This is a genomic window from Lysinibacillus sp. FJAT-14222 (assembly GCF_001278875.1).
GTDB lineage: Bacteria > Bacillota > Bacilli > Bacillales_A > Planococcaceae > Lysinibacillus > Lysinibacillus agricola.
Map to the genome: position 1 here is coordinate 162,396 of NZ_LIYL01000016.1, position 14,227 is coordinate 176,622.

Consider the following 14,227-nt stretch of genomic DNA (forward strand, 5'->3'; position numbering starts at 1 on the left):
TTAATCTCTCTTAGACTTTTGCCCCCAGAATTGGTAATAATTCGTTTCAATAAAGCCATTGAATAATTTACGTTTCTTCGTCGATTGACGACCATACAATTCTTCAAAGTTTTTCATTGAGGACAGCATGTACACAGACCAAGTCGGATAGTCTTTCATGATTTTTCCTAAATCACGAATTACCTGCTCCACGACTTCAATGTCACCAATACGCTCTCCGTATGGTGGATTACCAATCATCACACCATCTGTTAGCTGCGTTGTAAAGTCACGTGCTTGCATTTGCTTGAACGTGATCATATCACCGAAGCCCGCTTCTATTGCATTTTCTTGTGCAATACTTACCATGCGATGATCTATATCAGTCCCGATAATTTCTAGTGGTTGATCATAATTCGCTAAGCTTTCTGCTTCATCTCGCACTGCATCCCAAATTTTCGCCTTCATCCATGGCCAATTCTCTGAAATGAATTCACGGTTATAGCCCGGTGCAATATTTTGTCCAAGCATCGCTGCTTCTAATGTAATTGTGCCAGAACCACAAAATGGATCAACAAACGGTCGATTCGGAGTCCACTTTGAAATTTGGATGAGCGCTGCAGCTAATGTTTCTTTTAACGGTGCTTCGCCCTGTGCTTGACGATAACCACGCTTATGCAAGCCAGCGCCCGATGTATCAATGGTAAGTGTAGCCACATCTTTTAAGATTGAAACTTCAATTTTATAGGTAGCACCGGATTCGTCTAAAAATCCTAAACGCTTATAATGCTGTTTCATGCGCTCTACTATTGCTTTTTTAGTAATTGCCTGACAATCAGGTACACTAAATAATTTGGATTTTACAGACTTCCCCGATACTGGAAAAGCTGCATCAACTGGTAAGTATTTTTCCCAAGGTAGGGCTTTTACACTTTCAAACAACTGCTCAAAAGATTTGGCAGGAAACTGTCCTACAACAATTTTTACACGATCTGCCACACGTAGCCATAAGTTTGTTCGTGCAATTGCCGTTTCGTCACCTTCAAAATACACTTTGCCATTATCAACTGTTGTTTCATAGCCGAGTGCCTTTACCTCTTGTGCCACAATCGACTCTAAACCCATTGCAGCAGTTGCTACTAATTTATAGTTTGCCATACTCTAATTCCTTCCTTGATGCTCAATTTTCCAATACTCCATAAACTGAATGAGTTCGTGAAGCGGTAATGGTTTGCTGTAATAATAGCCTTGGATTATATCACAGTTCATTTTACGTAGTATATCCACTTGTTGTGCCTGTTCTACACCTTCAGCAACAACTTTCATTTTTAGGCGATGCGACATTTGGATAATCGCATCCACTACTGCCTGTTTTTCATCGAGTGAGCCAATATGCTGAATAAAGCTTCGATCTATTTTTAAACAATCTAGTGGGAAGCGAACTAAATAACTAAGAGACGAATAGCCTGTCCCAAAATCATCAATAGAAATTTTAAAGCCCATTTTTTTGAGTCGAACTAGCTTACTAACTGTTTCGTTTGCGCTGTTCATCACAGTACGTTCAGTAACTTCTATTTCAAAATTGTTAGCAGGCGTGTTATAACGCTCTAATATCGTTTGAATGGAGTCTAAAAAGTTTTGCTGCTTAAAGTGAATGCTTGAAATATTGATGGCAACTGGAGTTTTATAGCCACATTGACGCATCTCAATAACTGCCTCACAAGCTTTTTCTATAATTACTTCGCTTAAAGGAATAATTAACCCTGTTTCCTCAGCATAAGGAATAAATTCTGCTGGTGACACAAACCCTAACCTTTCACTATTCCAACGAACAAGTGCCTCTACGCCTTGAATTTGTTCATTTTCCATAGATATTTTAGGTTGGAAATGCAGGTCAAATTCCCGATTTTCAATTGCTCTCCGTAGTTCCGAATCTAATAATAAAACACGCTGAGAGTCAGTCTTCAATTCATCAAAATAAAACGCAAAGCTGTTAAGGCCATTCTTTTTTGAATAGGTCATTGCCTTGTCAGCACAATGAATCAGTTGCTCCGTTGATTCACCGTCTGATGGATACATACTGACACCAATACTCGTAGAAATAAAAATATCCTGCCCATTAATATCCATTGGCTGTTCAATAATCCCAATAATTTGTTCAGCAAAGTTTGCGGCTTCTCTGGCGTTTTTCACGTTTGTTAACGTAATAATAAACTCATCGCCGCCATATCTTGCAATGATATCTTTATTTTTTATCAATGTTTTTATGCGCTTTGCCACTTCTTTTAGAATGGTATCTCCGACTGCATGACCCAATGTTTCATTAATTTGCTTAAATCTATCTAAATCTAAAAAATAGACTGCATGCTGTACTGAATGAGAAATAGTAGAAGTTGATTCTAATAGGCTATCCATTCTTTCTATATAAGCAAATCGATTTGATACATCCGTTAATGAGTCCGTTAATAAACGCTTTTCTAGTTCATTTTCTACTATTTTTCTTTCAGACAAATCTGAGAAAATACCACAGTAATTTGTAATCTCTCCCTCATCATTGGCTACACCGACAATTGATAACCATTCTGGATATACGTCTCCGGTTTTACGACGATTCCATATTTCTCCCTGCCAAATGCCTTCTTGTCGTATCTCTTGCCACATATCTAAATAAAACTGCAATTCATGGACACCTGACTGTAGAACTGCTGGCGTTTTCCCAATCACTTCATCACGCTTATAGCCAGTTACAAATTCAAATGCAGGATTAACCATTTCTATTTTTTTATATTTATCCGTAATCATGATGCCTTCAGATACATTTTCAAAGATTTTCGTTATTAAGGCAGTAGGATATTTTGAAATCGAATTTAGCTTCTCCAGACTATTCCAATTGTTCACTCCGTTCATGTTTCTGCTCCATCCTATCTCTCTATACTACCCTCATTTTTTAGAAAAGCGCATTTACGCCAGCCTACTCGTATGTAGACAAATATGTACATCGTGCGATAACAGTTTTTAGATGTTTTGTTTAGAATCGTAGCGACAGAGGCATGATCAACAGTGTACTGTCTTATTCTCAAACGTATATCGCGCATGTCTAGACATGAATCAATTATGCCTCGGCATAATTGCGTCCGGAATTGGCTTTGTGCTTGCACAAGAACTCCTTTCCGATTCCGTGACATCCGCCGGAGGCTTTAACTTTTTCTTACTGTATTCAAAAGAAAAGCTCTCCACCAAATTGGAGAGCGCTTGTTATTTCATAGATAAGCATCAAAAAATTCCGTAAGCCATGTTTTGTTCCCGAGTACTCAAACAGCTGACGCCTCGTACGACCGGGTAGTAATCATCTATCTACAGAGTGAACTCTGTCCCTCTATCCGTTCAATTCCTTCTAGAGAGTGCCCCTACCATAATTTGGGTTTCTCACTCGTGGGGTTTACCTCGTTCCACCTTGCATGTTTCCAAGCAAGCTACGTCACTGTGGCACTTTCAGGAAGTTTCAACCATATCATTAAGACTTAGGTTTTCCTTCCGCCGTCAGCCTTTACAGCTGCCTTACCTTATTTTTTCAGTAAGCACGAACACTACAGTCATCTCAGAACCGTGTGAGCATGGACTTTCCTCTACGACGTCTAGCGCCGCAGCGATTACCCGAATTTCATGATGTACAAAAGATTATACTAGAGTTTTATGATAAATACAATATAATTAATAAAAATTATTCGTACAACTTACTTCCAAATACATGTTTTTCTAAATTTGAAAGACGTTTTAAAATATCAAAGTTTGTCGTACCAGCTGCTGCTGATGCCACAGGTTGTCTCTTAGGTGTATTATCAATTTCTTCTTTTAACTGTTTATTCTCTTCACGTAGCTGGGCCACCACTTTTTCGAACGTTTCATAGTCTTGAATAATCTCATCAAGAAATGAATCGACTTCTTCTACATTGTAGCCTTTAAAGTTTTTCTTAAATTCCTTTTCAAGGATCATTTTTGACGTTAATTTAATGTCCATTCACATCGCCCTTCCTAACACTACATACACGATTTCATTATAGCATACTTCATCACATTATATCGTCTGAAAACATCAAATGTAAGGCTAAACTTGTCGTTTCTTGCGCTTACCCGGGAAATTATTTCTTATTTCCTAATCTGTGTAACCTCTTTTCCCAAGAAATTTCCCATTTTTGCTTTTGTTCCACTCTCCATTGCTCATTCTTTTTAATTAATTGTATGCCTTCTTGCGTATAATAAAGGGCCTGCTCATAATCTTTCATTTGATGCTCATATATCATGGCTAACTGTTCTAATACATGCAACTTTTTTCGTGGATCAACAAAATGTAGAGAAGCCACAAAAGCATCAATCGCTTCACTAAACTTTTTATTTCTTTTATGCTGTATTGCTAAATAATATTGAGCATTTCCTGCTTCAAGTGCATCAAATTGGGCCGTAACCTTTTCTAAAACCTTTACGCTCTGTGAACTCTCTTTTAAATCAGCATACCATTTCCCAATATTCGTGAACGTTTTTGCAGATTCTTCGCTTGTCTCTTCAAATAGCAAGTTTGTAGAATGGACATAAAGCGTTATAAGGGATAGTAAATCCCATTCATTATGAAGAAGAACTTTCATAAGTGCATCTGGAACACCGCTTTTAATTGCATCTAAATAAATAATCGGTGCAAGATAGCCAGGTATATCTCCGATGCGAAAAAAACCAAGCTTCTCTTCTTCCACAGATTTTAATTTCATTCTTTCCATATCATTTTTCCATAAACGCTTTGAACTATGCAACAAATCGATTTGCCGTTGAGTACGGAGTTTAGGTAATTCTTTTTGGTTGAGTGTCCAACGTGTTTCAAGTTGCGGCCAGTCAAAGCTTTTTCCATTGTAGGTAATAACCGTCGCTGTTTTTTGCCAAAGCTTTGATTCAAAAAGTAACGCTGCCTCATGAGCAGGATCGGCTAAAATATATTGAGTTAAAATAAAGCTTTCATCTTCCTCTGATACTTCTAAAAAACCGAGAAGAAAAATTTGTGTACCTACACCCTTCAAGCCAGTAGTCTCCGTATCAAAAAATAGTACCTTTTCTTGCATTTCTAGCGCATATGGATGTTCAAACCTTGCCTCTTGCCATTTTACTAATGCCTCAAAAAATGACTGCAACTTATAATGACCATGCTGAAAACTAAACGGATAACGCACTTGTCGTTTAAAAACAATACCGAAATCATTTTCTACAACTGTCAGGCCCGCCTTTTCCCACTGCTCAGTATAGCTTGGAGCAACAGGTTTTTGATAAGCAGGTTTATCCTCTTTTTTTATAGTTGTTGTCGTTTTTTTACCGAGCATTTTTTTCATTTGTAAAATTTTATTTTCGTAAGACATTTACTTCACTCATTTTCTGCATATTAATTATGCCTCGGCATAATTGCGTCTGGAATCAGCTTTGTGCTTGCACAAAGAACTCCTTTCTGATTCCATGACATCCGCCGGAGGCTTTAACTTCTTTCAGCAGGTGTTTGGACACCCGTTGAAAAGTAGCTTACATCCGCATTCATCTCATCACCTATAGAGGTGGGAGACTTCTGCTGAAAGAAGTTAAAATTGCTAAAACTTATAGTACTTTTTTCTTCACTACTGTAATCATAACGCATCTTTTAGTTTCTGCACAAAGAGAAGGTAAAAGTAGTAAGGCTAGTCAAGTGTTCTTGTCACTTTGCTTTCGTTTCAGAGCAGCTTTCCGCGGGTAAATTTAAATGGATAAAGTTAATCAACACACCAGATAAAATAATTGAACAAATCTTTTTCGGATAATTTTTCGAAGGAATTGAGCATAGATTCTTCATCACAAATAGTACAGACATAACTCTTAATTTTTAGAGTATGAAAACAATCCTCAACTTGTAAAGTATCACATCAGGTGTGTTTAGTAACCATTTTTATCCATTCAAATTAATTAGAAGGCTCTGATTTCCGCTACGGGCGAGCGTCGAGCCGCTTCCTCCGCTATGTTGCCACTTGTTTTCAGGCAGATAAAACAGTATTGCTGTCGCTTCGCTTTCGCATGTAAAACATTCGCTCAGCGCAAGGTCCCGCTTTTCCCGTGGGAAGCTTTGCTCTGCGACGAAAGCGAAGCGACTACGGTACAGTTAGGATGTATTATAATACAATGAATAATTATAGAATGGAATACAGTGGAGTTGTCTCTAATGCTGTTCACGAAATTGGACACTCGTTAAAATTAGTACACCCGGGTCAGGGAACACAAAGTAAAACGTCAGTCCCTTCTGGTAAAAAGGCTGTTAGTATCGGTCCACAATCATGATAAGAAAGAATTAATTAAGAAATGGGGAAATTAAGGAGGTTTTAGTATGTTGAACACTTCTTCGAAACGTATCATCACACTGACAGTTGTTATAATCATAATCTTTTTATCTTTGTTATTATTAATGAATAAGAAAAAAACGATTCCAGAGGTTCAGGTAGACGCAAATGAAATTACATTTGAAACTCCTGAAGAACTGGATGCTGCGGCAGATCTCATTATTATCGCATCTCCATCTAAAGAGTTTATGGACCGTGAACACAAGGTAACATTCTTTGATGACGGTACGATTCAAGACTATTATACTTTAACAGAAGTCCAAGTTGATAAAGTTATTAAAGCACCTAACAACTTTCATCTTTCAAAAAATAATGCTATCAGTATTATTGAACCCGTTGAAATTGTAGAGCGAAATACAGGGAAGAGAAAGTTAGTCACCAATCGTTATAAGGAGCTCAAGGAAAAAAGTTCTTACATTTTGTTTTTAAAACAAAACTCAATGGGACAGTACGCATTAATTAATAATAATTTAGGTAAATTTAACTTAGATAATAAAGATCCTTTAGATATTGGAGAGAAAAAATCATCACAGGCTAAGAAGTTTAAAAATGATGTTCTCCAAAAATATTCTATCGACTAAATAAAATCAATTATGCCACGGCATAATTGATTTTAAGACTCGTTATATGTGCCTTCTATAAGATCCATTCCACACGAAAACTAATATTTGCAATAAAACTATGTGAATATAATCCATTTAGTAGTATAATAATTCCATATTTTAAATTAGGAGGATATTCATGAAAAAATTAGTTTTATTTATTACAATGTTGTCTTTGTTTATGGTCACATCATTAACGGCTGATGCACACCCAGGTCGTCTTGATAGTAATGGTGGTCATAACTGTTCTGAAAAGTCTAAAGCAAAAGGTCTTTGCTCAGGTTATCATTATCATAATAAAGGCAACGAGGCAGCACCTTCTACTAATACAAATCACAAAACACCAACATATCAAAGTACACCAGAACCAGTGCTTACAACTGTAGATGTATATATCAATAATGTTAAGCAATCCTACAACCCAAGTGCTTATATTAAAAACGGAACAACTTTAGTTCCTATGAAAGCTATTTTTGTATCACTTGGTGCAACTGTTACTTATGACAATGCAACAAAAAAAGTGACTGCATACAAAGGTAATAAAAAAATTGTCATTGGCGTTGGAAATAAAAAAGCTTACGTTAATTCAAACGGCGTTACAACTACAATTAATTTAAATCATGCAGCTGAAATTTATAAAGGAACAACTATGGTACCTTTACGTTTTGTAAGCGAAGCACTAGGTGCAGGTATTACCTTTGATAACGCTGTATATATTACAACAAAATAATTAGTTTGAACTGTATGGGGCAGCATCATTTTTTATTTGGTGCTGCTTTTGTCATCTGATTTTTTATAAACCTTTCCTATAAGCGTTATCCTACAGTTGCGTTAAAGCAACTTACAGGTAATAACCGAAAAATGATTTATAAACTAATCCAAGAAGAGGGCTTAAAGGAATAGTGTTAAACTTTTTCCTTCAAGCCCTCTTTGTACTCTAATTTAAAATTCTAAGAAGCTCTACTACTTTTTTCTTCGCCTGTTGCAAACTATCTTGAGCTCCTATACATGATGGACAGCCTGATTTACAAGGACAGCCAGCCACATGCCAGCGTCTTAGTCAACAAATCTTCCCATAAATCGAATACCTTTTCACTTAACCCGATACCACCAGGATATTTATCATAAACAAAAAACGTTGGCAATTCATTATGTGTCGCCTTTACTTGTGGAACAACCGCTACATCACTACTGTACTGTCNCATAAGCAACTCCGGCCATGGCATCTGTAAGCTCCGCCTCCGACCACTGAGTCGTATTATCGAAGGATAACCACGATGAGCTTGTATGCATTTCATCTGGTGGTAGATGAATAGGGCCCGAACCGATATTATCGTGTGTGCCAAAGCGTATTTTATTTAACTTCAGTAAAACACCATAAAAATATAACTAAGACCCCAACGTTGAAGATCACTAGATTTACAACAAAGGGCAACAAATATTAGCTCGTGTATATAGTATATACGTATTAGGCGGATTAGGCATATATTATATATGTTATATACACCTATATTATATAAATACACTCAATAGATATTATTTGTTTACTTATATAAGAGAATCCTTTGACCTCAAGGGTTTAGTATACATAGAAACGGCAACAAAGTCTGTTTACTCTCGTTGCCTTTGTTTACCCACTTTAGTACTTTAAAGCACTAACATTTGTTGCCTTTTCGAAGTTTGTTGCCCCTAATTTCCAAAGTTTGTTTACCCTAACATCTGTAAAAGGTGGTATAGTTTAAGCATGTAAATACTGATGTGAAAGGTGGCAGTTCAATGCAGGCAATTGAACAAATTAATGAATGTTTAAAACCTGCAGGGAAATCCGTTCTTTCATTTGTGGAAGAAGATATTGAATTTCTTGCTAACTATATAGAGGATAATGAGACTATATTATCTGCAACTACAGGATCAAAGAAATTAACGTATTTTTTATACTTAATCACTTCAGAAAGATTACTCACCCTAAATAAAGATAAAAAAGATAAAACTTTAGTTTCCTATGAATTGAATGATATCCGTAATCTAATTGTTAGTAGAAAAATTTTAGCTGTAGAAATCGATTTCATTTATAAAGAATCAGATATTAAGCTGAAATTAAATAATGATAAAGCAGCTATGCCTTTTGCGGATGAGTTGGAAAATATATTCGGCATCCCTGAAAAAGTAACCCCTCAAAAGAAAGTAAAAGGGCCAAAAGCTATTAAGCTAAACTTGACTATCTTGAATGGTAAAGAACAGCTAAATGACCATGGTTATAATTACGTTTTGAAGCAAACTGAACATGGTTATGTAGATATTTCGGTAGATTATAAAGATCCTGAAACATTTCAAATAATTAAATGGGAACGTGTTGAAAACATTCAAAAGAGTGCGTTTGACATTGCTGGATGGTCATTAATCGGAAGTACATTCGGTAATGCAGAAACTATTGCCGGTGCAATGGGAGCTAATATAGGAAAAGATAAATCTGTAGCAACGCTTTTCCTAAAGCGTGAAAACGGGGATAAAGTTCCATTAGTTATTAAATGTGACAAGAAGGATCTTGAGAAGCTTTCGCTATTAATCGTTACTGAAGAAGGTGAGGTTTCGCAAACAGTTGAGACCAGCCTTAACACATCTACAATTCCTACTGATGAGTTAGTCAAGTTAAAAGAACTTCTTGATGCGGGAATCTTAACTCAAGATGAATTTGATACAAAAAAGAAACAGTTATTAGGGATATAAAATGTAAAACCACTATTGATTGAGTAGTTTTTTACACCTTGCTTACTAATTACGACCTGACTTAATGAAGATGTTTACATTCAATCTTTTCAGCTCGTAGCTGTTTCTCTCTCAAATCGGTTAAAAGATTCTCTAGCTCTGGCTGCAGCACATCACCTCCTACTGAACGTTGTCCGTATGGTGAATCAAGCGTTAGAAACCATAAATCTTTAACGTATTGTTGAGCATCATCGTAAGCAAGTCGAAGGGCTTCGAAAGGAACGCAAACCAAAGCATCAGAAGCGTGATTTTCTCGCCAACCTTGACCGCTAGACCGCTATGATATGAATGATCCATCGTTTGATAGAATGCCTCCTTTTCGCGTTATTCGTGAAGCTGGAGAAATTCTTGTTATCGACATTTTCACCTTGATTGAGAAATTGGAGAAGGGCGAATTGTAAGCCCTTTTCCACCATAAAATCCAAATACCCGAAATTTTTCGTAATGCGGGGCCCTCCATGCGTACATCCGAATAGGAATTCCTTCTTTCATGTCGAATAAATATGAAAACGGAATATAACTGGCAGGAAACGAAAAAGGAAACCATAACGAAACGGCGATCAGCTCGGGGAGTTTATTAGGAGAGTTATTGATGGAATATTTATTTGTATTGTTCGTAGGATTAGTGGCAGGCGCTATCAGCGGCGTTATAGGAACGGGCTCATCCATCATGTTATTGCCCGTTCTCGTTTTTACATTTGGACCAAAGCAAGCTATACCGATCATGGCGGTAGCTGCCATCATAGCGAACATTTCAAGAGTTTTTGCCTGGTGGCGCGAAGTGGACTGGCGGGCTTTTGCCGCTTACTCGCTTACGGGCGTGCCCGCCGCCGCAATGGGCGCCAGAACTTTGTGGGCGCTGCCGGCACATATTGTCGATATCGGGCTCGGTGTTTTTTTTCTGGCCGTTATTCCCTTAAGGCGCTGGCTTGAAGCAAAAAATTTGCGTATTCGCCTATGGCAGCTTTCCATCGCCGGAGGGATCGTCGGATTTTTGACCGGCATCGTTCTCTCGACCGGCCCCCTCAGCGTGCCGGCATTTACGTCTTACGGATTAATGAAAGGGGCCTTTCTTTCTACGGAAGCCCTCAGCTCATTTGCGCTTTATGTCAGCAAAGCCTTGACGTTCCATGAAGTCGGAGCGCTTCCGACAGAGGTCATTTTACAAGGCGTGATTGTAGGTGCCTCGCTCATGCTGGGCACGATTATTGCCAAGAGTGTTGTGCAGCGAATGAGCATTGTCTCGTTCCGATATGTGCTGGATGTTCTCCTGCTGTGTTCCGGTCTTTCTATGCTGTGGACAGCATTCCATTAGCTTTGAATTAGTGAAATTGTAAACAATCAACGTAGTACCATTAACCATGAACATCTAGCAGTAATATGCAAAGCCCTAGAAATTACTGACATGAATGAAATATTCGAGATTAAGTAACAGATAACTAGTAAAATGATTTATAAACTAATCAAAGAAGAGGGCTTGAAGGAATAGTGTTAGACTTTTTCCTCTCAGCCCACTTTTTATCTCTAATTTAAAATTCTAAGTAGCTCTACTACTTTTTTCTTCGCCTGTTGCAAACTATCTTGAGCTCCTATACATGATGGACAGCCTGATTCACAAGGACAGCCAGCCACATGCTCCTGTGTCTTAGTCAACAAATCTTCCCATAAATCGAATACCTTTTCACTTAATCCGATACCACCAGGATATTTATCATAAACAAAAAACGTTGGCAATTCATTATGTGTCGCCTTTACTTGTGGAACAACCGTCACTACTGTCACATTGAATGAATATTGGAATAAAAGCGTTCATCGCATAAGCAACTCCAGCCATGGCATCTGTAAGCTCCGCCTCCGACCACTGAGTCGTATTATCGAAAGATAACCACGATGAGCTTGTATGCATTTCATCTGGTGGTAGATGAATAGGGCCCGAACCGATATTATCGTGTGTGCCAAAGCGTATTTTTTTAAATATCGTAGCCTGTGCGACTAAGCCAACATCACCGAAGCTAATAATGCCACCATTGTAATCTCTACTCCGGTCTTCCTCTAACACTTTCATCTCAACTGCTAAATTCGCGTCCGTATAGTAATCGACATCTACTTCTCGTACAAATGCTTTCTTTTCTTCCCAATCAAGCTTTTCTACTTGAAATTGAATGCCTTGATGCAAATAAATAGCCTCTTCATGTAGCAATGTCATCGCACTATGGCGATCCATTTCACCAATTACCTTTGTTTGTGCAGGGATAGTCATATCTATTATTACAACATTTTCTTGCGAAGCAGAACGAAGACTAATATCATGTGCAGGAAAACGGTCACTCATCCAATGCCACTTCTCACTCGTTTTAAAAACAACGCCTTCCTCCGCTAAATATTCAAGCAGTTCCTGAATCTCATATTCACCATACGTATCATGCGTGGAAAATGGGAGCTCAAACGCTGCACATTTCAAATGATCCATTAAAATTAACATATTTTCAGGATAAATACGCGCTTCTTCAGGTGCACTGCCAAGTAAAAAAAGCGGATGGTTCACCACGTACTGGTCAAGTGCTGATGATTGCGCTACATAAATGATTAGCGCCTCGTCCTGACGACGCCCAGCGCGACCCGCTTGCTGCCAGGCACTTGCAATATTTCCAGGGTAACCTGTCATGATACATGCTTGTAATTGGCCAATATCGACGCCTAATTCAAGCGCATTTGTACTAACAACTGTTTGTATAGTACCGTCACGAAGCCCTCGTTCAATAACACGTCGCTCAGAAGGCAGATAACCTCCACGATAACCGCGCACCGATTCGTCAAGAAGCTTATTGCGTGTAAGCTCCTTTAAATACGTCACAATCATCTCTACACGTACACGACTTTTAGCAAAAATAATAGTTTGAATACCTGCTATATATAATCTTTTGGCGAGGTCACTCACCTCCAAAACAGCACTTCGACGCACGCCAAATGTTTTGTGGACGATGGGTGGATTATAAAAAAGAAATGTCTTTTTCCCAACTGGCGCTCCGGATTCAGCTATTAAAGCATGACTGTCATTCGTTAGAGCTTCTGCTAGCTCTTTGGGATTTTTAATGGTTGCAGATGTACAAATGAAAACCGGCTTACTGCCATAAAATTCACAGATTCGCTTTAACCTTCGAATAACATGCGCAACATGTGAACCAAACACACCTTTATATGTATGTAACTCATCAATGACGATATACTGCAAATTTTCAAATAGTGAAACCCATTTCGTATGATGTGGCAAAATCCCTGAATGAAGCATATCAGGGTTTGTCATCACGATATGCCCTGCCTTACGAACTTTTTGGCGAATGCCAGGCGCTGTATCCCCATCATACGTATAGCTTAAAATCTCCTCACCACTTTGTTCAATTAATTCATTTAAATCATTTTTTTGATCCTGTGCTAAAGCTTTCGTTGGAAATAAATAAATAGCACGCGCATTTTTATCTTCTAATATTTTTTGAAGTACCGGTAAATGATAGCAATACGATTTACCAGACGCTGTTGGTGTAACAGCAGTAAAGGATGCGCCATTCATGGCCAAATCAAATGCCTGACGTTGATGGGTATACAGTTGTTCTATTCCTCTTGTTTGCAGAGCCTTTACAAGTGAAGGATGCAAATTTTCCGGAAAAGGTGCATATTTAGCCTCACGCCCGTCAAGCGTTTGCCAGTGTAAAATGTGTTCCTTCAATTCCTCGTCATATCTCCACTCGTTTAACAGTTCACTAATGGTCCTTTTTTTCGATAACATCCGTTTGTACCTCCTTCACTAACCGCTCAAAAATATTTAATGTATAGGAGGTAGAATGAATTGCATCTAGAAAACGCTTTTTACTTGTTTCCTTATAAAAGGATTGCACAACAAATTGCTCCATCGATTCCACCACTGAAGCAATTTGTTGTGTATGCATATATTTTGGTCGATTTTTTCGAATCCACATATTCGCCTCTTGCTGCCATTCCTTTAAAAGCTGGTGAATGTCATCAGCATATGGCTTAACCTCCGCAAAAAAGTCTGGAGTACGATCCTCCTCGCGCATTTGCCAGAAGCGTGAAACACATTTTTCACATTCATCTATTAATATGGACGTTTGCTGTATTAATAACAATTCCGCACCTCATCTCATTCATTAAGGCTCATCACCATAACGTGAGGTTGATTTCCATTCCAACTGGACGCTTGGGGCAACTGGAGGTTGGTCACGAAGGCGTTATCACAGGTCGTGATGCTTTTAGCCTTCGTTCCTCTACTTTGACGCTGATCTCCAAGAAGTCGCCCAGTCGTAACGAAAATCAACCTATATACATGGCAAACATTTTCATAAATGTCTTCCCAACTTTTGGTGATGATCCTTAAAATATTATCGTAATTAGCTGACAATTTCTTTTACCTCTAAAAAAGAAGCTCGAATTTCAACTGTTGGTTCCATCCACGAAGATTCATCTATATGA

At 38.1% G+C, this 14,227-nt stretch carries 10 protein-coding genes, 1 other RNA gene and 2 pseudogenes; 5 read left to right on the forward strand and 8 right to left on the reverse strand.

Features of this window, described 5'->3' with window-relative positions; translation table 11 throughout:
• From AN161_RS07595 to AN161_RS07610, 5 genes are all read right to left on the reverse strand, one after another.
• Positions 1–1,137: a class I SAM-dependent RNA methyltransferase gene (locus tag AN161_RS07595; protein WP_053593763.1), complete on the reverse strand. Its 1,137-nt coding sequence runs from the start codon at positions 1,135–1,137 to the stop codon at positions 1–3.
• A gap of 3 nt (positions 1,138–1,140) precedes the next feature.
• Positions 1,141–2,886: a GGDEF domain-containing phosphodiesterase gene (locus tag AN161_RS07600; RefSeq protein ID WP_053593764.1), complete on the reverse strand. Its 1,746-nt coding sequence runs from the start codon at positions 2,884–2,886 to the stop codon at positions 1,141–1,143.
• Positions 2,887–3,260: 374 nt separating this feature from the next.
• An RNA gene (rnpB, locus tag AN161_RS27425) (RNase P RNA component class B) lies at positions 3,261–3,641 on the reverse strand.
• Between the two features lie 59 nt (positions 3,642–3,700).
• On the reverse strand, positions 3,701–3,997 hold the full coding sequence (gpsB, locus tag AN161_RS07605; RefSeq protein WP_053593765.1) for a cell division regulator GpsB: 297 nt from the start codon (positions 3,995–3,997) through the stop codon (positions 3,701–3,703).
• Positions 3,998–4,118: 121 nt separating this feature from the next.
• Positions 4,119–5,375, reverse strand: a complete 1,257-nt coding sequence (locus AN161_RS07610) for a ribonuclease H-like domain-containing protein (RefSeq protein WP_053593766.1) — start codon at positions 5,373–5,375, stop codon at positions 4,119–4,121.
• Positions 5,376–6,159: 784 nt separating this feature from the next.
• Between AN161_RS07610 and AN161_RS29525 the strand changes: the two genes are divergently transcribed.
• The 3 genes from AN161_RS29525 to AN161_RS07620 all read left to right on the forward strand — a co-directional run bounded on the left by AN161_RS29525 (position 6,160) and on the right by AN161_RS07620 (position 7,706).
• Positions 6,160–6,315, forward strand: a complete 156-nt coding sequence (locus AN161_RS29525) for a hypothetical protein (protein WP_158002991.1) — start codon at positions 6,160–6,162, stop codon at positions 6,313–6,315.
• Between the two features lie 46 nt (positions 6,316–6,361).
• Positions 6,362–6,955: a hypothetical protein gene (locus AN161_RS07615; protein WP_053593767.1), complete on the forward strand. Its 594-nt coding sequence runs from the start codon at positions 6,362–6,364 to the stop codon at positions 6,953–6,955.
• A 160-nt stretch (positions 6,956–7,115) separates the two neighbouring features.
• On the forward strand, positions 7,116–7,706 hold the full coding sequence (locus AN161_RS07620; protein WP_053593768.1) for a copper amine oxidase N-terminal domain-containing protein: 591 nt from the start codon (positions 7,116–7,118) through the stop codon (positions 7,704–7,706).
• A 207-nt stretch (positions 7,707–7,913) separates the two neighbouring features.
• Here the strand turns inward: AN161_RS07620 and AN161_RS30525 are convergent.
• Positions 7,914–8,177, reverse strand: a pseudogene (locus AN161_RS30525) (DUF1998 domain-containing protein); the annotation flags it as partial.
• Positions 8,178–8,752: 575 nt separating this feature from the next.
• Between AN161_RS30525 and AN161_RS30530 the strand changes: the two are divergent.
• Together AN161_RS30530 and AN161_RS07635 are read left to right on the forward strand one after the other, a co-directional pair.
• Positions 8,753–9,703 carry an SHOCT domain-containing protein gene (locus AN161_RS30530; protein ID WP_053593770.1) on the forward strand — a complete coding sequence of 317 codons (951 nt, stop codon included), beginning with the start codon at positions 8,753–8,755 and terminating at the stop codon, positions 9,701–9,703.
• Between the two features lie 631 nt (positions 9,704–10,334).
• Positions 10,335–11,057, forward strand: coding sequence for a sulfite exporter TauE/SafE family protein (locus tag AN161_RS07635; protein ID WP_053593771.1), 723 nt, complete (start codon positions 10,335–10,337; stop codon positions 11,055–11,057).
• A 209-nt stretch (positions 11,058–11,266) separates the two neighbouring features.
• On the opposite strand, the pseudogene AN161_RS07640 reads toward AN161_RS07635, so the two are convergent.
• Positions 11,267–13,526 (reverse strand): annotated as a pseudogene (locus AN161_RS07640) (DEAD/DEAH box helicase).
• The gene (locus tag AN161_RS07645) at positions 13,501–13,884 is read right to left on the reverse strand and encodes a YppE family protein (RefSeq protein WP_053593772.1); all 384 of its coding nucleotides are present in this window, start codon (positions 13,882–13,884) and stop codon (positions 13,501–13,503) included. The pseudogene AN161_RS07640 and the gene AN161_RS07645 overlap by 26 nt, the downstream one beginning before the upstream one ends.
• Positions 13,885–14,227: the final 343 nt, after the last annotated feature.

Coding starts and splice junctions, on each gene's coding strand:
- AN161_RS07595 (WP_053593763.1), bottom strand. CDS start 1,137: ATGGCAAACTATAAATTAGTAGCAACTGCTGCAATGGGTTTAGAGTCG.
- AN161_RS07600 (WP_053593764.1), bottom strand. CDS start 2,886: ATGAACGGAGTGAACAATTGGAATAGTCTGGAGAAGCTAAATTCGATT.
- gpsB (WP_053593765.1), bottom strand. CDS start 3,997: ATGGACATTAAATTAACGTCAAAAATGATCCTTGAAAAGGAATTTAAG.
- AN161_RS07610 (WP_053593766.1), bottom strand. CDS start 5,375: ATGTCTTACGAAAATAAAATTTTACAAATGAAAAAAATGCTCGGTAAA.
- AN161_RS29525 (WP_158002991.1), top strand. CDS start 6,160: ATGAATAATTATAGAATGGAATACAGTGGAGTTGTCTCTAATGCTGTT.
- AN161_RS07615 (WP_053593767.1), top strand. CDS start 6,362: ATGTTGAACACTTCTTCGAAACGTATCATCACACTGACAGTTGTTATA.
- AN161_RS07620 (WP_053593768.1), top strand. CDS start 7,116: ATGAAAAAATTAGTTTTATTTATTACAATGTTGTCTTTGTTTATGGTC.
- AN161_RS30530 (WP_053593770.1), top strand. CDS start 8,753: ATGCAGGCAATTGAACAAATTAATGAATGTTTAAAACCTGCAGGGAAA.
- AN161_RS07635 (WP_053593771.1), top strand. CDS start 10,335: ATGGAATATTTATTTGTATTGTTCGTAGGATTAGTGGCAGGCGCTATC.